Here is a 17,497-nt window from a genome sequence, read left to right as displayed (position 1 = left end):
CTCCCTCGGGAGCCGGCAGGTGAGGAGACGGGATGCTCGCCCCGCAACGCCAGCAGGCGATCCTCGCCCAGGTGCGCCGCTCCGGCGGCGTACGCGTGGCCGACCTCGTCGCCGAGCTCGGCGTCTCCGACATGACCATCCGCCGTGACCTGGAGGTGCTCGCCGAACGCGGCCTGGTGGTCAAGGTCCACGGCGGGGCGACCGCGCCCCCGTCCGGCGTGGCCGACGAGCCCGGCTTCGCCGCGAAAGCCGAACGCCAGCGTACGGAGAAGGCGAAGCTCGCCGAAGCCGCCGCCGCCCATGTGGCCCCCGGCAGCGCGATCGCGCTGTCCGCGGGCACCACCACGGTGCGGCTGGCGCAGGCCCTGGTCGAGGTCCCCGGGCTGACCGTGGTCACCAACTCGATTCCGGTCGCCGACGTCTTCTACCGCGCCGGCCGCCCCGACCAGACCGTCGTGCTCACCGGCGGCACCCGCACCCCCTCCGACGCGCTGGTCGGCCCGATCGCCGTCGCCTCGCTGCGCGACCTGCACGTCGACCAGCTGTTCCTCGGCGTGCACGGGCTCAGCGTCGAAGCCGGGCTGACCACCCCGAACCTGCTCGAAGCAGAGACGAACCGGGCACTGATCGCGGCCACCCGCCGCCTGATCGTGCTCGCCGACCACACCAAGTGGGAGACGCTCGGCATCGCGTCGATCGTCCCGCTCAGCGCCGTCGACCTGCTCATCACCGACGCCGAGCCGCCGGTCGACATCAGCGAGCTCACCCTTGTGGAGATCACCCCATGAAACGCACCAGCATCACGATGGCCGACGGCCGCGAACTGATCTACTTCGACGAGCACGACGACGCGGTACGCGCCACCGTGGACAAGCGGGAGCTGCCCCCGCCGCCCGCGCCCGCGCAGCTGCGCTTCGACCCGCTCACCGAGGACTGGGTCGCGGTCGCGGCGCACCGGCAGGCCCGCACCTTCCTGCCGCCCACCGAGGAGTGCCCGCTCTGCCCCACGAAGAGCGCGTTCCTGACCGAGGTGCCCGCCGACGACTACGACGTGGTGGTGTTCGAGAACCGCTTCCCCTCGTTCTCCGGGGACGCCGGGCGCTGCGAGGTGGTCGTCTTCTCGCCGCAGCACGACTCGTCGTTCCGGGAGCTGCCCGTGTCGCGGGTGCGCACCGTGCTGGGCGCGATGGCGGACCGCACCGCCGAGCTGTCCGCCCAGCCGGGGGTGGAGCAGGTGTTCTGCTTCGAGAACCGGGGCGTCGAGATCGGCGTGACACTGCACCACCCGCACGGGCAGATCTACGCGTACCCGTACGTCACCCCGGTCACCCGGCGCTACCTGGAGGCGGCCCGCAAGTTCCGGGCGGAGCACGGCGGCAACCTGTACGCCGACCTGCTGGCCCGCGAACGTGCCGAGGGCACGCGCGTCGTCGCGTCCAACGAGCTGTGGACGGCGTTCGTGCCGTACGCGGCCCGCTGGCCGTACGAGATCCATCTCGCCCCGCACCGGCAGGTCCCCGACCTGGCCGCACTCACCGAGGCCGAACTCGACGCGTGCGCCCCGCTGTGGTCGGAGATCACCAACCGGCTCGACGGACTGTTCGGCGTGGCCATGCCGTACATCGCCGGCTGGCACCAGGCCCCGGTGCACGCCGACCGCGACCTCGGCTACCTGCACCTGCGGCTGATCAGTTCCCGGCGCGCACCGGGCAAGCTGAAGTACCTGGCCGGGTCGGAGTCCGCGATGGGCGCGTGGGTCAACGACATCGCGCCGGAGCAGGCCGCTGCTGCGCTGAGGGCGGTTTCCCTCTAAGTTCGTACATGTGAACGACTACGAGGTCACCGAAGTCGAGGTCGAACCCGGCGTCCGGCTGCGCCTGCGCCACCGCGCCGCAGCCGGTCCCGGCCCGGGGCAGGTGCCGTTCCTGCTGGTCCACGGGCTGTCGTCGAACGCCCGGCTGTGGGACGAGGTGGCCGGGGCACTGGCCGCCGCCGGGCACCCGAGCTGGGCGGTCGATCTGCGCGGGCACGGCGAGTCCGACGCGCCGGAGTCCGGATACGACACCGGCACCGCCGCCGCGGACCTGGCTGCCGTCATCACCGCGCTGGGCCTGCACCGCCCGGCGGTGGCCGGCCAGTCGTGGGGCGGCAACGTGGTGGTGCGGCTGGCCGCCAAGCATCCGGAGCTGCCCGGCGCGCTCGGGCTGGTCGACGGCGGCTGGATCGATCTGCATGCCGCCTTCCCCGACTGGGAGTCCTGCGAGCGCGCGCTGCGCCCGCAGGACATCGACGGCCGCCCCGCCGCCGCCATGCGGCAGTGGCTGGACTCGGCGCACCCCGACTGGTCGGACACCGCCCGCACGGCGACACTGGCGAACATGCGGGTCCGGCCCGACGGCACCATGGAGCGGCGGCTGACCATCCCGCACCACGTGGAGATCCTGCGCTCGATGTGGGACGGCCCGCCCGGCCCCGACCTGCCCCTGGTCGCCGTTCCCACCGTGCTGCTGCCCGCGCTCGGGCCCGACGACGAGCGGGCCGAACCGGTCCGCCGCGCCGCCGCGGCACTGCCCGACGCGGACGTGCGCTGGTATCCCGGCAGCGACCACGATCTGCACGCCCAGCACCCGGCCATGGTCGCCGCCGACCTGCTCACCCTGGCCGGTGCCCGGCGCAAGGAGGCGACGTGACGAAGCTGCTCGTGGTCATGGGGTCCGGCGAGACCACCCCCACCATGATCAAACCGCACCGGCAGTTCTTCGCCGCACTGGGCGACGGAGACCGGGCGGCCCTGCTGGACACGCCGTACGGGTTCCAGCTCAACGCCGACGAGATCAGCGCGCGGGCCGTCGGCTACTTCGCACAGAGCGTCGGGCGCACCGTGGACGTCGTCTCCTGGCGCACCACGCCCGCACCCGGCCTCGACCGGGAACGCGCGCTGGCCGCCCTGCGCGGCGCGAGCTGGATCTTCGCGGGACCGGGCTCGCCGACGTACGCCCTGCGCCAATGGCGCGACACCGAGCTGCCGTCCCTGCTGGTCCAGGCCGAGGTGCTCGTCTTCGCCAGCGCCGCCGCACTCACCCTCGGCTCGCACACCATCCCCGTGTACGAGATCTACAAGGCCGGCGCCGATCCGCACTGGGAACCCGGCCTCAACCTGTTCGAGCAGCTAACCGGCATCCCCGCCGTGGTCATCCCGCACTACGACAACGCCGAGGGCGGCCACCACGACACCCGCTTCTGCTACCTCGGCGAACCCCGCCTCGCCCGCCTCGAACGCGAACTGCCCGACGACACCGTCATCATCGGCATCGACGAGCACACCGCCCTGGTCTGCGACCTCGAAACCCGCACCGCCACCGTCCTCGGCAACGGCACCCTGACCCTCCGCCACCGCACCCGCACCCGCACGTACCCCTCCGGCTCCGTCCTTCCCCTCCCCACCGAACAAAGGAAGGGCACCTTCTTATCGTTATTCGTAGAGGAAGGGCACCTTCTTAACGTTGAGGGCGCAGACGGCGAGGTCGGGGGCGCTGACGGGGTCGGGCACGGTGTGGCGGGCAGCGGCAGGGGCCTGGGTGGTCCAGGCCCGGGTGGTCCGGGCCGAGGCGGTCCGGGCCGAGGTACGGCGGGCGGAGGGGCAGCGGGCGGAGGCAGAGCCACGGGCGGCCCGGCCGAGGAGGTCGACGCCGAGAACGCCATGCCCGGTGGTGTCGCGGCCACGTTGCGGGAGGCCGCCGACGAGGCCGAGGCCCGGTTCTCGACCGCGCTGGCCGAGCGGGACGTGGACGGCTGCGTCGCGGCGGTGCTGGAACTGGAGCAGGCGATCACCGACTGGAGCGCCGACACGCTCACCTCGGACTCCGGCGAGCACGCGCATGGGCTGCTGCGCGGCATGATCGTGCGGCTCGGCGCGCTCGCGGGCACCGCGGACCCGACGCCGCTGCTCACCCCGCTGGTGGACGCACTGATCGGCCTCCGGGAGAAGGCTCGCGAGCAGCGCGACTGGGCGGCTGCCGACCGGGTCCGCGACGCCTTGGCCGCCGCCTCCATCGAACTGCGCGACACCCCCGACGGCCCCGTCTGGCTCCGCACCCTCTGAACCGACCCTCGGCCACGGCCCGCCCGGCAACGGCAACGGCAACGGCAACGGCAACGGCAACGGCAACGGCAACGGCAACGGCAACGGCAACGGCAACGGCAACGGCAACGGCAGCATGATCGCTGTTTTGGGTCAGGATCTGCGGTGAGACCCGAGGTTCTGACCGGAAACGGCGATCATGGGCGGGCCCCGGGCGTAAAAACAGTGCCGACCCGCGGATCGCGGGTCGGCACTGTTCGGGAAGGGACTTTCAGGCGGGATTCTTCTGCTGTTTCACCTGGTCAAACGATCGCAGGCGAGGCAGGAGACGGCTTGGCGCCGTACCCGGTGAAAATCAGGCGGCCAGGCGGCGGGCCAGGTTGGTGTCGAGGGTGTTCATGAACTCCTCGGTGGTCTGCCACGGCGCGTCACGCGAGATCAGCAGCGCGAGGTCCTTGGTCATCGCACCACCCTCGACGGTCTCGATGATGACCTGCTCCAGCACGTCGGCGAAGTTGGTCACCTCCGGGGTGCCGTCCAGCTTGCCGCGGTGCGCGAGGCCCCGGGTCCAGGCGAAGATCGACGCGATCGGGTTGGTCGACGTCTTCTCGCCCTTCTGCCACTGGCGGTAGTGCCGGGTGACCGTGCCGTGCGCGGCCTCGGCCTCGACGGTCTTGCCGTCGGGCGTCATCAGGACGGAGGTCATCAGCCCGAGCGAGCCGAAGCCCTGCGCCACGGTGTCGGACTGCACGTCACCGTCGTAGTTCTTGCAGGCCCAGACGAACCCGCCCTCCCACTTCAGCGCCGCGGCCACCATGTCGTCGATGAGGCGGTGCTCGTAGGTGATGCCGGCGGCCTCGAAGTCGGCCTTGAACTCGGTCTCGAAGACCTCGGCGAAGATGTCCTTGAACCGGCCGTCGTACGCCTTGAGGATGGTGTTCTTGGTCGACAGGTAGACCGGGTAGTTGCGGGCCAGGCCGTAGCGCAGCGAGGCGCGCGCGAAGTCGCGGATCGACTCGTCGAAGTTGTACATGCCCATGGCGACGCCGCCGCCGGGGAAGTCGGCGACGGTCAGCTCCATCGGCTCCGAGCCGTCGGCCGGCTGGTACGTGATGGTGACCTTGCCCGGGCCCGGGACCACGAAGTCGGTGGCCTTGTACTGGTCGCCGTGGGCGTGACGGCCGATGACGATCGGCTTGGTCCAGCCCGGCACCAGACGCGGCACGTTGCTCATGATGATGGGCTCACGGAAGACGACGCCGCCGAGGATGTTGCGGATGGTGCCGTTCGGCGACTTCCACATCTTCTTCAGGCCGAACTCGGCGACGCGGGCCTCGTCCGGGGTGATGGTGGCGCACTTGACGCCCACGCCGTGCCGCTTGATGGCGTTGGCGGCGTCGATCGTCACCTGGTCGTCGGTGGCGTCGCGGTGCTCCATGCCCAGGTCGTAGTACTCCAGCTCCACGTCGAGGTAGGGCAGGATCAGCTGCTCCCGGATCTGCTTCCAGATGATCCGGGTCATCTCGTCGCCGTCGAGCTCGACGACCGGGTTGTTTACCTTGATCTTCGCCATCGCGAGGGCGCTCCTTAAAACCTTCGGCGTCCGGCGCGGAAGGCCGGGCGGCGGTCTCGTTTAGCAGTACGAGCGTACTGCCAGATCCACCTGGCGCAACCGCCAGGGTGAGGTGCCTCTCGCCACGGCCCGCGAAACTGGCGTCGCACCACTACGCTGCGCGCTCGTGACAGCCAACGAGTCCGCGCCGCCGCAACGGGTCACACCGGCGTTCCTGATCTTCCTGCCCGCCTGTTTCGTCACCTGGGGCGCGGTCTACCTGTTTCGAGACCCGCTCTTCATCGCCGAGACCAGGCTCCTGGCCGACGCGCCGATCGCGGTCACGGCGGCGCTGGCCTGGGCGGTCGTCGCGTTCCCCATCGTCTCCATGGCGCTGGGCTCCCTCGACCTGTCCGCGAGGCCGCTCCGCCGCCCCTGGGGCGGGCTCGCGGGCGCCGGTTTTCTGCTCCTGCTGGCACAGATAGTGATCATGGTGAGCCGACCGCAGCGCAGCCCCCGCAGCAGCGGGCTGCCCGTGCGGGAGTCGCTGGACCACCGTGTCGCCGCCGAGTCCTCCGCCGGCGAGGCGCTGGCGCACGGGCTGCTCTGGACGCTGGCCCTGCTGGTGCTGTGGGCGCTTGTCTTCTCCGGCGTCCGCTGGACCCGGCAGCGGCTGCGCGGCGAGCGGTCGAAGTTCTTCCAGAGCCTCTGGGGCATCGCCCCCGTGCAGTGGCGGCTGTTCACTGTGGGTGCCGCGATCAGCGTGTCCGCGGGCCTGGCCGCCGCCCTGAGCACGCAGTGACCAGCCCACCAGGCAGACCGCCCGCCGTGTGCTGCGGCGGGCGCTGCGCGGAGGATTGATCAGCTCCAGTTGATCTCGCCGCGGCCCGCTTCCTGCAGCGCGGCCTTGATCTGCGAGAACGGCTTGCTGCCCAGGAACCCCTTCGGGTTCATCGGGCTCGGGTGCCCGGCCTCCAGCACGACGTGATGGGGGTTGCCGACGAGCGCGGCCTTCTTGCGGGCGTACGACCCCCACAGCACGAAGACCACCCGGTACGGCGAGTCGTTCACGGCCTTGATCGCGGCGTCGGTGAACGCCTCCCAGCCTTGGTTGGCGTGGCTGCCCGGCTTGACGCCCACGGTGAGCACCGCGTTGAGCATCAGCACACCCTGGCTCGCCCAGCCGGTCAGGTCGCCGTTGCGCGGCGGCTCGACGCCCAGGTCGTCCTTGAGCTCCTTGTACACGTTGCGCAGGCTCGGCGGCACGGCCACGCCGGGGCGCACGCTGAAGCTGAGGCCGTGCGCCTGGCCCGGCTTGAAGTAGGGGTCCTGGCCGAGGACGAGCACCCGGGTGTGCGCGGGCGAGGTGAGCCGGAACGCCGTGAACAGGTCGTCGAGGGGCGGGTACACCGTCTCGGTGGCGTAGGCGTTCTCCACGAACGAGGACAGCCGGGCCGTGGCGTCTAGGTCCAGGTGCGGCTTCATCACGTCGCGCCACTCAGCGGGCAGCAGGTCGAGCAGGTCCAATGCCATGCGGGACACCATAGTGCCCGCGTCCGACAACCGTGCGGCTAAGCCCCGCCCCGGCGGTTTGCTCAGCCTGGCCTGCGGTTATCCACCGTCGGGCCGGCGTTTGTGCCCTATCCGGACTTCCCTGCCGACGCCTTGGCGCCCGGTCCTCGGCGATCCGCCGACCCGCCCCGCGGCCGACCCGCTTCCGGGTGCCGACCCGCCCACCTGCCGTCACGGTAGCCTGCTGCCGCAGGTCAGCTGCCGCCAGGCGTCAAGAAGGGCACCTTCTATGACGCGAAGCGTTAAGAAGGTGCCCTTCCTTTGGGCGATCACATGCCGGCGACGTCGGCCTGCTTGGCGCGGACGGCTTCGGCGGCCTCGTTGAGGCCGGCCAGCTCGGTCTCGGTGAGGTCGGTGATGACGACCTTGCGGGCGCCGGTGGCGCCGATCTCGGCCTCGACGCCCAGGTAGACGCCGGAGATGCCGTACTCGCCGTCGACCCAGGCGCAGACCGGCATGACCTCGCCGGAGTCCTCGGCCACGGCCTTGGCCATGCGGGCGGCGGCGGCCGACGGGGCGTAGTACGCCGAGCCGGTCTTCAGCAGCGCCACGACCTCGGCGCCGCCGTTGCGGGTCCGGGTGACCAGCTCCTCGATCTTGTCAGCCGGGAGCAGGTCGGACAGCGGCTTGCCGTCGACGGTGCAGCGCGAGGGCACCGGCACCATGGTGTCGCCGTGCGAGCCCAGGGTCAGCGTCTTCACCGAGCCGACCGGGACGTTCAGCTCCTCGGCAACGAAGTGCGTGAAGCGGGCGGTGTCCAGCATGCCGGCCTGGCCGATGACCCGGTTCTTCGGGAACTGGGTGGCGATCTGGGCCAGCGCGGTCATCTCGTCGAGCGGGTTGGACACCACGATGACGACGGCGTTGGGCGCGTGCTTGGCGACCTGCTCGGCCACCCCGCGGACGATCTTGGCGTTGACACCGAGCAGGTCCATGCGGCTCATGCCCGGCTTGCGCGGCAGGCCGGCGGTGATCACGACGATGTCGGAACCGGCGATGGCCTCGTAGCCCGAGCCGTCGACACCCGTGGTGGCGCCGACGACCTTGGTCTCGAAGCCCTCGATGGAGCGGGACTGGTTGAGGTCCAGGGCGAGACCCTCGGGCTTGCCCTCGATGATGTCGGTCAGCACGACGGTCTCGAAGACGTCGTACTCGGCGAGGCGCTGCGCGGTGGTCGAGCCGTAGAAACCGGCGCCGACGACGGTGACCTTCTTGCCCATTGGCACATACTCCCTGCTGGCGGATGTCTGGTGGTGACCAGCACAGCCCTGTGACGAAGGTGTAACGATCCGCACCATAGTCCGCTGCGTCTATCGACGGCCGGTCGGGTGCGGCGGGTGTGGGCTAGAGCGCCGACTCGGCCTTCTCGACCACGTTGGTGAGCAGCATGGCGCGAGTCATCGGCCCTACCCCGCCCGGGTTCGGTGACACGAACCCGGCCACGTCGGCGACGTCGGCGTGCACGTCACCCACGATGTGCTTCTTGCCGTCCGGTCCCTCCACCCGCGACACGCCGACGTCGAGCACGGCCGCGCCCGCCCGGACCATGCCCGGGGTGATGATGCCCGGCACGCCGGCCGCGGCGACGATGATGTCGGCCCGGCGGGTGTGCGCGGCCAGATCCTTGGTCCCGGTGTGACAGAGGGTCACCGTCGCGTTCTCGGTACGCCGGGTGAGCAGCAGCCCCAACGGGCGGCCCACGGTGACGCCGCGACCGACGACGCAGACCTCCGCGCCCGCGATCGGCACGTGGTACCGCCGCAGCAACTCGACGATGCCGCGCGGCGTGCACGGCAGCGGCGCGGGCACGCCCAGCACCAGACGCCCGAGGTTGACCGGGTGCAGCCCGTCGGCGTCGGAGTCCGGGTCGATCAGCTCCAGCACCCGCTGCTCGTTCAGCCCCCTGGGCAGTGGCAACTGGACGATGTAGCCGGTGCAGGCGGGGTCGGCGTTGAGTTCCGCGACGGCATGCTCCACATCGGCCTGGGTGGCGTCGGCGGGCAGGTCTCGGCGCAGCGAGGCGATGCCGACCTCGGCGCAGTCCTTGTGCTTGCCGTTGACGTACCACTGGGAGCCCGGGTCGTCGCCGACCAGCACCGTGCCCAGGCCCGGGGTCACGCCGCGCGCTTGCAGCGCGGCCACCCGCGTCCGCAGGTCCGCCTTGATCGCCGCTGCCGTCTCGGTGCCGTTGAGGATCGTCGCCGTCATGCCGTCGATCCTGCCATCACGACTTCGACCACCCGAAACCAGGACATCCCGTTCGACACACCGCCCGCCATGATCGACCGACTTGCCGGGCAATGGGGCGAATGCGCAGCAGCGATACGCCCGTTTGCCAGGCAAATCCGAGGATCATGGCGTACTGGGGGGCTAGCGGCTGCGATGACCGGCGTCGATCATTTGGCCCTTTAGCTGGGGAACTAACTGTGGGTGACAGTGGGATAGATCACCGCGTGGCCTTGGTTGCAGGATCTTCCAGCATCCGGGACGCCATAAGGGGTCAAATCGGGCTCCCGACAGTCCCACTATGTGACCGGCGACTATTACCGGGGTCACGGTCAGAATCGGGCATACTGACTTAGTTCCGCCCATATGACAGGCTGCTCTCTAATACCAGAGTCGGGACAGGATCCGCAAGTACTCCACCCGTAGACTGTTGCGAATCTGCAACCCGTGGGTTTGGTGCCGGGCCGAGCTTCGTCCTACCTTTGCCGGACGTTGCACTGCGTGACAACGGCTGGTCAGCCTGCCGTCGTGAGGTGCGACGTAGGAGATGAGGAGGCTCAATGCAGGTCCGTAGGCTCGCAGCCTGGGCTGCTCTCCCGCTTGCTGTCACTCTCGGCCTGTCGGCCTGTGGCAAGAGCGGTGGCAGCGACTCGGGTAGCGCCAACCCCAATGGTGTGGTTTCCATCGGCATCGCCGAACCGAAGCACCTGATCCCGTCCAACACCTCGGAGACCAGTGGCTCCCAGGTGCTGGCCGCGCTGTTCGCCCCCCTGGTCGACTTCGACGAGGCCAACAAGCCCTTCGAGGTGGCCGCGCAGGAGATCAGCACCACCGACAACAAGACCTGGACGATCAAGCTGAAGGACGGCTGGACGTTCCACAACGGCGAGCCGGTCACCGCCGACAGCTACATCAACGCCTGGAACTACGCGGCCTACGGCCCGAACGCCCAGGACAACAACTACTTCTTCGACAAGGTCGAGGGTTACAAGGACCTCAACCCCGCCGACGCGAAGGCCACCCCCACCGCGACCGCCCTCACCGGTCTCAAGAAGGTCGACGACAAGACCTTCACGGTGACCCTGAACGCGCCGTTCAGCGAGTTCAAGGCGCTGCTGGGCTACACCGCGTTCTACCCCCTGCCGAACGCCGCGTTCGAGAGCGCGACCGCTTCGCCGCTGGTCGTCACCAAGGCCTACGAGGACGCCCCCATCGGCAACGGCCCGTTCAAGATCAAGGGTTCGTGGCAGCACGACGCCCAGGTCGAGGTCGAGAAGTACGACGCCTTCGCCGGCACCAAGCCGACCGTCGGCGGCGCGCTGTTCAAGATCTACCAGAACAGCGATGCCGAGTACGCCGACCTCCAGGCCAACAACCTGGACGTGGTGAAGCAGATCCCGACCGCCAGCCTGTCCACGGCCGCCGGCGACCTGGGTGACCGCTACCAGACCAGCCCGGCGTCGACCCTGCAGGTGCTGGCCTTCCCGACCTTCGACAAGCGTTTCGAGAAGCCCGAGGTCCGTAAGGCGATCTCCATGGCGATCGACCGCGAGGAGATCGCGAACAAGGTCTTCCAGGGTTCGCAGAAGGCCGCCTACTCCTTCGTCTCCCCGGTCGTCGCGGGCTACCGCGACAAGACCTGTGGCGCGGCGTGCGAGTTCAACCCGACCGAGGCCAAGAAGCAGTACGACGCCGCGGGCGGTCCGAAGTCGATCAACATCACGTACAACACCGACGGTGGCCACCAGGAGTGGGTCGACGCGACCTGCAACCAGCTGAAGACCAACCTGGGCGTGGAGTGCGTGGGCACCCCCGAGCCGAAGTTCGCCGACCTGCTCACCAAGGCCAAGGCGAAGAAGGACGTCGGCATGTTCCGCATGGGCTGGGTCATGGACTACCCGTCCATGGAGAACTACCTCGGCCCGCTGTACTCGACCGGTGGTTCCTCGAACTACTACGGCTACAGCAACCCCACCTTCGACAACCTGCTGAAGGAGGGCTCGGCCGCGGCGACGCAGGACGAGGCCATCAAGAAGTACCAGGAGGCCGAGGACATCCTCGCCAAGGACATGCCGGTGCTTCCGCTGCGCTTCGGCCAGAACGTCTACGGTCACTCGACCAACGTCAAGGACGTTCACATCGACCTGTTCAACCGGGTCGACCTCAACAAGATCCAGATCGCCGGCTGAAAAGCCTGACGGTCGACTGACGGTGGTGGTGCCGGTCCGCTCGGGCCGGCACCACCATCGCGCCGAGACCCCTCGCCCCCGCGTCCTCCGACCCGGTTAGGCGCACCACCACCACGTCGACCGCGGCCCCCATGGTACGAAGAACACGGATATTTCGTGCCAATCGGGCTGCCTGGTGAGAGAAGAAATCGACGATGTTCCGCTACCTTGTGCGGCGCTTCCTCCAGATGATCATGGTGTTCATCGCGACCACGTTCATCGTGTACTCGCTGATGTACTGGACCGGAGGCGACCCCATCCAGGCCCTGGCCGGCGAGAAGCCGGTCAGCGACCTCCAGCGCGCCCAGCTGACGAGGATCTACGGACTCGACCAGCCGTTCTACGAGCGTTACTGGAACTACCTGACCGACCTGCTGCACCTCGACTTCGGCACCACCCTGACCGGACGTCCCATCAAGGACATCCTGGTGGACGCCTGGCCGATCACCATGCAACTGGCGCTCATCGCCATCGTCGTCACGATCGTCTTCGGCGTCACCGCCGGCGTCATCGCGGGCATCCGGCGCGGCAGCATCTTCGACAACGCCACGCTGGTGCTGACGCTGCTCGTGATCGGCATCCCCTCGGTCGTGCTCGCGCCATTGTCGCAGTACCTCTTCACCATCCAGTGGAAGATCTTCCCCACCACTGCCAGCGGCAACCCGACGTGGTACGAACTGCTGCTGCCCGGCATCGTGCTGGGTTCGCTGTCCGTCGCCACCGCGATGCGGCTGACCCGCGCCTCGGTCAGTGAGAACCTGCGCGCCGACTTCGTGCGCACCGCCCGGTCCAAGGGCATGCCCGGCCGCCGGGTGATCGGCATCCACGTGCTGCGCAACTCGCTGATCCCGATCGTGACCTTCCTCGGCGTCGAGCTGGGCAGCCTGATGGCCGGCGCGATCGTCACCGAGAGCGTCTTCAACGTCCCCGGCGTCGGCTTCCAGCTGGCCCGCGGCCTCAAGACCGAGGACACCCCGCTGGTGATCGGCATCGTCAGCGTGCTGGTGATCGTCTTCCTGGTGGCCAACCTGATCGTCGACCTGCTCTACGCGGTGCTCGACCCGCGGATCCGGTACGAGTAAGAGGTTTCCTGACATGAGTGACTTCGAATCCGTGGCCGCGACCGAGCTGCACACGGCCACCCCCGGTCCAGCCGGCGCGCCCAACGCACCGGGCCAGCCACACACCCTCGAGGTGTCCAAGCCCCGCAGCGCCAGCGCGGACGCCTGGCGCGAGCTGCGCCGCCGCCCGCTGTTCTGGGTGGCGCTCGTCATCGTCGCGCTGGTCCTGCTGATCGCGGCCTTCCCGTCGCTGTTCACCTCGGCCGACCCGACCTCGTGCTCGCTGAGCAACCGCATGGGCGACCCGTCGGGCGCGGCCATCTTCGGGTATGACGTCCAGGGCTGCGACGTGTTCGCCAAGTCCATCTACGGGACCAAGAACTCGCTGCTGGTCGGCACGGGCGCGGCGCTGCTGGCCGGAATCCTCGGCATGCTGCTCGGCGTCACCGCCGGCTACTTCGGCAGCTGGTGGGACGTCACCGTCTCCCGGATCATCGACATCGTGCTGGGCCTGCCGCTGCTGCTGGCTGGCATCGTGTTCATGAAGCGGGTCACCAACGCCGGCGGCGGCCAGACCGCGATCCTGATCGCCCTGATCTCCATCCTCGGCCTGCTCGGCTGGACCACCGCGGCCCGCGTCATCCGCTCCTCGGTGATCACCGCGAAGCAGCAGGACTACGTGCACGCCGCGAAGATGCTGGGCGCGGGCAGCGGCCGCATCATGTGGCGGCACATCCTGCCGAACTCGCTGGCCCCGTTCATCGTGATCATCACGATGGCGCTGGGCTCGTTCATCGCCGCCGAGGCCACGCTGTCCTTCCTGGGCATCGGCCTGCGGCCCCCGGCCCAGTCCTGGGGCATCGACATCTCGACCGCGCGGGCGTACATGCGGGAGAACGCCCTCCCGCTGATCGTGCCGTCGACGTTCCTGGCGCTGACCGTGCTCGCCTTCGTCATTCTGGGCGACACGATCCGCGAAGCCTTCGACCCGAAGCTGCGGTGAAGCACATGACCGACATCCACGTCACCTCCTCGACCCCGACCCGCGGCGGCCGGCATCTGCTCGAGGTGAAGGACCTCTACGTCGAGTTCCACACCCGCGACGGCGTCGCCCGTGTGATCAACGGCGTGTCGTACCACCTGGACCCGGGCGAGACCCTGGCCGTGCTGGGCGAGTCGGGCTCCGGCAAGTCGGTGACCGCGCAGGCGATCATGGGCATCCTGGACATGCCGCCGGCGAAGATCCCGAGCGGGCAGATCCTCTACCAGGGCGAGAACCTGCTCGCCATGCCGGAGGAGAAGCGGCGGCAGGTGCGCGGCAAGGAGATCTCCATGATCTTCCAGGACGCGCTGTCGGCCCTGAACCCGGTCTTCCCGGTGGGCTGGCAGATCTCCGAGACGCTGCGCACCCGGGCCGGCCTGTCCCGCAAGGACGCGCTCAAGCGGGCCGTCGAGCTGATGGACCTGGTCAAGATCCCGGCCGCCAAAGCCCGGGTGAAGGACTACCCACACCAGTTCTCCGGCGGTATGCGCCAGCGCGTCATGATCGCGATGTCACTGGCCATGGACCCCAAGGTCCTCATCGCGGACGAGCCGACCACGGCGCTCGACGTGACCGTGCAGGCGCAGATCATGGACCTGCTCGGCGACCTGCGCCGCGACCTCAACATGGGCCTGATCCTGATCACGCACGACCTGGGCGTGGTCGCCGACGTCGCGGACCGCATCGCGGTCATGTACGCCGGCCGCATCGTCGAGCACGCGGACGTGCGCAGCGTCTACAAGCACCCGGCGCACCCGTACACCGAGGGCCTGCTCGACTCGATCCCGCGGCTGGACTCCAAGGGCACCGAGCTGGCGACCATCAAGGGCCTGCCGCCGAACCTGATGCGCCCGCCGACGGGCTGCGCGTTCCACCCGCGCTGCAAGTACGCCAAGGCGGTCTGCACCACCGAAACACCCCTCTCGCTGGACCTCGGCCACGGCCGGACCAGCGCGTGCCACTTCGCGAAGGAGATGCTCGATGGCACACTCCGCTGAGAACGTCGCGGGCGTGCGCCCGGCCGGCGAGCCGCTGCTGCGGGTCGAGAACCTGGTCAAGCACTTCCCGATCACCCAGGGCATCCTCTTCAAGAAGAAGGTCGGCGCGGTCAAGGCGGTCGACGGGGTCAGCTTCGAGCTGCACCGCGGCGAGACGCTGGGCATCGTCGGCGAGTCGGGCTGCGGCAAGTCGACGCTGGCCAAGCTGCTGATGCGGCTGGAGACGCCGACCGGCGGCCGGGCCATGCTCAAGGGCAAGGACATCTTCAAGGTGTCCGGGTCCGAGCTGCGCCGCATGCGCCGCAACATCCAGATGGTGATGCAGGACCCGTACACCTCGCTGAACCCGCGGATGACCGTCGGCGACATCATCGGCGAGCCGTACGAGATCCACACCGAGGTGGCGCCGAAGGGCGACCGCCAGCGCCGGGTGCAGGAGCTGCTGGAGCTGGTCGGGCTCAACCCCGAGCACATCAACCGCTACCCGCACCAGTTCTCCGGCGGCCAGCGCCAGCGCATCGGCATCGCCCGCGCGCTGGCCCTCAAGCCCGAGATCATCGTCTGCGACGAGCCGGTGTCCGCGCTGGACGTGTCGATCCAGGCGCAGGTCATCAACCTGCTGGAGAAGCTGCAGGGCGAGCTGGACCTGTCCTACATCTTCATCGCGCACGACCTGTCCGTGGTGCGGCACATCTCCGACCGGGTCGGCGTGATGTACCTCGGCAAGATGGTCGAGGTCGGCACCGACGCGGAGATCTACGAGCGGCCGACGCACCCGTACACCCAGGCGCTGCTGTCGGCGGTGCCGGTGCCGGACCCGGACGCCCGCGCCCACCGCGACGTCATCCGCCTGGTCGGCGACGTGCCGTCCCCGGCCAACCCGCCGTCGGGCTGCCGCTTCCGCACCCGCTGCTGGAAGGCGCAGGAGCGCTGCTCGGTGGAGGAGCCGCTGCTGATCCGCCGCGGCGTCGACCCGCACCCGAGCGCGTGCCACTTCGCCGAGCTGCGTCAGGTGGTCGGCTGACCCTCGCGCCGCAGCGCCAGGTCAAAAGCGAAGGAAGGGCACCTTCTTAACGGACGTCCGTTAAGAAGGTGCCCTTCCTTCGCTTTGTCAGTGGGCGAAGTGGCGCGAGCCCGTCAGGTAGAGGGTGATCCCGGCGGCCTTGGCGGCGGCGATCACTTCCTCGTCGCGGATCGAGCCGCCGGGCTGGACCACCGCGGTCACGCCCGCGTCCAGCAGGAGCTGCAGTCCGTCGGCGAACGGGAAGTACGCGTCCGAGGCGGCCACCGAACCGGCGGCCCGGTCACCGGCCCGCGAGATCGCCAGGCGGCACGAGTCGACCCGGTTGACCTGGCCCATGCCGATGCCCACGCTGGCCCCGTCCTTGGCCAGCAGGATCGCGTTGGACTTGACGGCCCGGATCGCGCCCCAGGCGAATTCCAGGTCGCGCAGCAGCTCCTCGGAGGCCGGTTCGCCGGTGGCCAGCCGCCAGTTGGCCGCGTCGTCGCCCTCGGCGCCGAAGTCGTCGCGGGTCTGCACCAGCATGCCTCCCGACACCTGCCGCAGCTCGACCGTGTTCGGCCGGAACGGCGGGGCGAGCAGCACCCGCAGGTTCTTCTTCGCGGTCAGGATCTCCACGGCCTCCGGCGCGTACGCGGGGGCCACCACGACCTCGGTGAAGATCTCCGCGATCTGCTTGGCCAGCTCCGCGGTGACCTCGCTGTTGACCGCGATGATGCCGCCGTACGCCGACAGCGGGTCGCACGCGTGCGCCTTGGCGTGGGCGTCGGCGATGGAGGCCGACGAGATCGCGATGCCGCACGGGTTGGCGTGCTTGATCACCGCGGCGGCGTACACGCCCTCGAAGTCGTGCACGGTGCGCCAGGCGGCGTCGGCGTCGATGTAGTTGTTGTACGACATCTCCTTGCCGCCGAGCTGCTGCGCGCGGGCCAGGCCGGGCGCGGCGACGGGGTCGATGTACAGCGCCGCCGCCTGGTGCGGGTTCTCGCCGTAGCGCAGCACGTTGCCGCGCCACAGGCCGAGACCGGCGTACTCGGGCCAGGCGAAGCCCTCCGCCGGGGCCGGGGCCAGCTCCTGGGCGCACCAGTTGGCCACCGCGACGTCGTAGTCGGCGATGTCGGCGAAGGCGCGGGCCGCCAGCGCGCGGCGCTCGCCCAGCGTGAAACCTCCGGTCTCCAGCGCCGCGGCGATCAGGTGATAGTCGGCCGGCGAGGTGACCACCGCGACGTTCGCGTGGTTCTTGGCCGCCGCGCGCACCATGGCCGGACCGCCGATGTCGATCTTCTCGATGCACTCGTCCATGGACGCGCCGGAGGCCACCGTCTCGGTGAACGGGTACAGGTTCGACACCAGCAGGTCGAACGGCTCGATGTCGAGCTCGGTGAGCTGCGCGCGGTGCGTGTCCAGGCGCACGTCGGCCAGCAGGCCCGCGTGCACCCTCGGGTGCAGTGTCTTGACCCGCCCGTCCAGCGTCTCCGGGAAGCCGGTCAGCTCCTCGACCCGGGTCACCGGCGAGCCGGTGGTCTCGATCTGCTGCGCCGTGCTGCCGGTAGAGACGATCTCGACCCCGTGCCGCCGCAGCGTCGCGGCGAGGGCCTCCAGCCCGGTCTTGTCCCACACGCTGATCAGCGCGCGTCGAATGGGCTTACGCTCCGCAGGCTCGCTCATGCCTTCTCCTCGCTAATTCAGGGCCGGTCTGAACCGCCGGCCCCGTGG

Annotated in this window: 15 protein-coding genes; 10 read left to right on the top strand and 5 right to left on the bottom strand. The window is 69.5% G+C overall.

Translation table 11 applies throughout. The annotated features are described in order from the left end of the window. The first annotated feature begins 32 nt into the window (after positions 1–32). Genes AB0B66_RS02815 through AB0B66_RS02800 form a run of 4 tightly spaced genes read left to right on the top strand, consistent with a single transcriptional unit; the run spans position 33 to position 4,102 of the window. Positions 33–788 carry a DeoR/GlpR family DNA-binding transcription regulator gene (locus AB0B66_RS02815; protein ID WP_360521899.1) on the top strand — a complete coding sequence of 252 codons (756 nt, stop codon included), beginning with the start codon at positions 33–35 and terminating at the stop codon, positions 786–788. After that, positions 785–1,813 carry a galactose-1-phosphate uridylyltransferase gene (gene galT, locus AB0B66_RS02810; protein WP_360521896.1) on the top strand — a complete coding sequence of 343 codons (1,029 nt, stop codon included), beginning with the start codon at positions 785–787 and terminating at the stop codon, positions 1,811–1,813. The genes AB0B66_RS02815 and galT overlap by 4 nt, the downstream gene beginning before the upstream one ends. Before the next feature lie 10 nt (positions 1,814–1,823). Next, the gene (locus tag AB0B66_RS02805) at positions 1,824–2,690 is read left to right on the top strand and encodes an alpha/beta hydrolase (RefSeq protein WP_360521893.1); all 867 of its coding nucleotides are present in this window, start codon (positions 1,824–1,826) and stop codon (positions 2,688–2,690) included. Next, entirely contained in the window at positions 2,687–4,102 is a 1,416-nt protein-coding gene (locus AB0B66_RS02800) for a hypothetical protein (protein ID WP_360521890.1), read from the top strand. Before AB0B66_RS02805 ends, AB0B66_RS02800 begins: the two co-directional genes overlap by 4 nt. Positions 4,103–4,436: 334 nt before the next feature. Here AB0B66_RS02800 and AB0B66_RS02795 read toward each other — a convergent pair whose 3' ends face one another. Continuing rightward, a complete protein-coding gene (locus tag AB0B66_RS02795; protein ID WP_360521887.1) occupies positions 4,437–5,654 on the bottom strand; it encodes an NADP-dependent isocitrate dehydrogenase in 1,218 nt (405 codons plus the stop codon). 166 nt (positions 5,655–5,820) lie between these two features. Between AB0B66_RS02795 and AB0B66_RS02790 the strand changes: the two genes are divergently transcribed. Continuing rightward, positions 5,821–6,435: a hypothetical protein gene (locus AB0B66_RS02790; protein ID WP_360521884.1), complete on the top strand. Its 615-nt coding sequence runs from the start codon at positions 5,821–5,823 to the stop codon at positions 6,433–6,435. Between the two features lie 59 nt (positions 6,436–6,494). Here the strand turns inward: AB0B66_RS02790 and AB0B66_RS02785 are convergent, their stop codons facing one another. From AB0B66_RS02785 to AB0B66_RS02775, 3 genes are all read right to left on the bottom strand, one after another. Then, positions 6,495–7,166, bottom strand: coding sequence for a uracil-DNA glycosylase (locus AB0B66_RS02785; RefSeq protein ID WP_360521881.1), 672 nt, complete (start codon positions 7,164–7,166; stop codon positions 6,495–6,497). A gap of 308 nt (positions 7,167–7,474) precedes the next feature. Then, the gene (gene mdh / locus AB0B66_RS02780) at positions 7,475–8,425 is read right to left on the bottom strand and encodes a malate dehydrogenase (protein ID WP_360521878.1); all 951 of its coding nucleotides are present in this window, start codon (positions 8,423–8,425) and stop codon (positions 7,475–7,477) included. Between the two features lie 124 nt (positions 8,426–8,549). Then, on the bottom strand, positions 8,550–9,413 hold the full coding sequence (locus tag AB0B66_RS02775; protein ID WP_360521875.1) for a bifunctional methylenetetrahydrofolate dehydrogenase/methenyltetrahydrofolate cyclohydrolase: 864 nt from the start codon (positions 9,411–9,413) through the stop codon (positions 8,550–8,552). 578 nt (positions 9,414–9,991) lie between these two features. Between AB0B66_RS02775 and AB0B66_RS02770 the strand changes: the two genes are divergently transcribed. The 5 genes from AB0B66_RS02770 (at position 9,992) to AB0B66_RS02750 (ending at position 15,784) form a co-directional block, all read left to right on the top strand. Next, entirely contained in the window at positions 9,992–11,620 is a 1,629-nt protein-coding gene (locus AB0B66_RS02770) for an ABC transporter substrate-binding protein (RefSeq protein WP_360521872.1), read from the top strand. A gap of 194 nt (positions 11,621–11,814) precedes the next feature. Continuing rightward, a complete protein-coding gene (locus AB0B66_RS02765) occupies positions 11,815–12,741 on the top strand; it encodes an ABC transporter permease (protein WP_360521869.1) in 927 nt (308 codons plus the stop codon). 13 nt (positions 12,742–12,754) lie between these two features. Beyond that, complete coding sequence (locus AB0B66_RS02760) at positions 12,755–13,723, top strand: ABC transporter permease (RefSeq protein ID WP_360521866.1); 969 nt, start codon at positions 12,755–12,757, stop codon at positions 13,721–13,723. Between the two features lie 5 nt (positions 13,724–13,728). Next, the gene (locus AB0B66_RS02755) at positions 13,729–14,760 is read left to right on the top strand and encodes an ABC transporter ATP-binding protein (RefSeq protein WP_360521863.1); all 1,032 of its coding nucleotides are present in this window, start codon (positions 13,729–13,731) and stop codon (positions 14,758–14,760) included. Further along, entirely contained in the window at positions 14,744–15,784 is a 1,041-nt protein-coding gene (locus AB0B66_RS02750; protein ID WP_360521860.1) for a dipeptide ABC transporter ATP-binding protein, read from the top strand. Before AB0B66_RS02755 ends, AB0B66_RS02750 begins: the two co-directional genes overlap by 17 nt. Positions 15,785–15,871: 87 nt before the next feature. Here AB0B66_RS02750 and purH read toward each other — a convergent pair whose 3' ends face one another. Next, entirely contained in the window at positions 15,872–17,449 is a 1,578-nt protein-coding gene (gene purH / locus AB0B66_RS02745) for a bifunctional phosphoribosylaminoimidazolecarboxamide formyltransferase/IMP cyclohydrolase (protein WP_360521857.1), read from the bottom strand. Positions 17,450–17,497 lie beyond the last annotated feature (48 nt).

Origin of the sequence: Catellatospora sp. NPDC049111, assembly GCF_040648615.1 — a bacterium.
Classification (GTDB): Bacteria; Actinomycetota; Actinomycetes; order Mycobacteriales; family Micromonosporaceae; genus Catellatospora; species Catellatospora aurea.
Note: the sequence above shows the minus strand (reverse complement) of the source record. Positions and strands in the feature narration are given on the sequence as shown.

What these genes read in the sequence shown, in the direction of transcription:
- AB0B66_RS02815 (WP_360521899.1), top strand. Translation starts at nt 33, where the DNA reads ATGCTCGCCCCGCAACGCCAGCAGGCGATCCTCGCCCAGGTGCGCCGC.
- galT (WP_360521896.1), top strand. Translation starts at nt 785, where the DNA reads ATGAAACGCACCAGCATCACGATGGCCGACGGCCGCGAACTGATCTAC.
- AB0B66_RS02795 (WP_360521887.1), bottom strand. Translation starts at nt 5,654, where the DNA reads ATGGCGAAGATCAAGGTAAACAACCCGGTCGTCGAGCTCGACGGCGAC.
- AB0B66_RS02785 (WP_360521881.1), bottom strand. Translation starts at nt 7,166, where the DNA reads ATGGCATTGGACCTGCTCGACCTGCTGCCCGCTGAGTGGCGCGACGTG.
- mdh (WP_360521878.1), bottom strand. Translation starts at nt 8,425, where the DNA reads ATGGGCAAGAAGGTCACCGTCGTCGGCGCCGGTTTCTACGGCTCGACC.
- AB0B66_RS02775 (WP_360521875.1), bottom strand. Translation starts at nt 9,413, where the DNA reads ATGACGGCGACGATCCTCAACGGCACCGAGACGGCAGCGGCGATCAAG.
- AB0B66_RS02770 (WP_360521872.1), top strand. Translation starts at nt 9,992, where the DNA reads ATGCAGGTCCGTAGGCTCGCAGCCTGGGCTGCTCTCCCGCTTGCTGTC.
- AB0B66_RS02765 (WP_360521869.1), top strand. Translation starts at nt 11,815, where the DNA reads ATGTTCCGCTACCTTGTGCGGCGCTTCCTCCAGATGATCATGGTGTTC.
- AB0B66_RS02760 (WP_360521866.1), top strand. Translation starts at nt 12,755, where the DNA reads ATGAGTGACTTCGAATCCGTGGCCGCGACCGAGCTGCACACGGCCACC.
- AB0B66_RS02755 (WP_360521863.1), top strand. Translation starts at nt 13,729, where the DNA reads ATGACCGACATCCACGTCACCTCCTCGACCCCGACCCGCGGCGGCCGG.
- AB0B66_RS02750 (WP_360521860.1), top strand. Translation starts at nt 14,744, where the DNA reads ATGGCACACTCCGCTGAGAACGTCGCGGGCGTGCGCCCGGCCGGCGAG.
- purH (WP_360521857.1), bottom strand. Translation starts at nt 17,449, where the DNA reads ATGAGCGAGCCTGCGGAGCGTAAGCCCATTCGACGCGCGCTGATCAGC.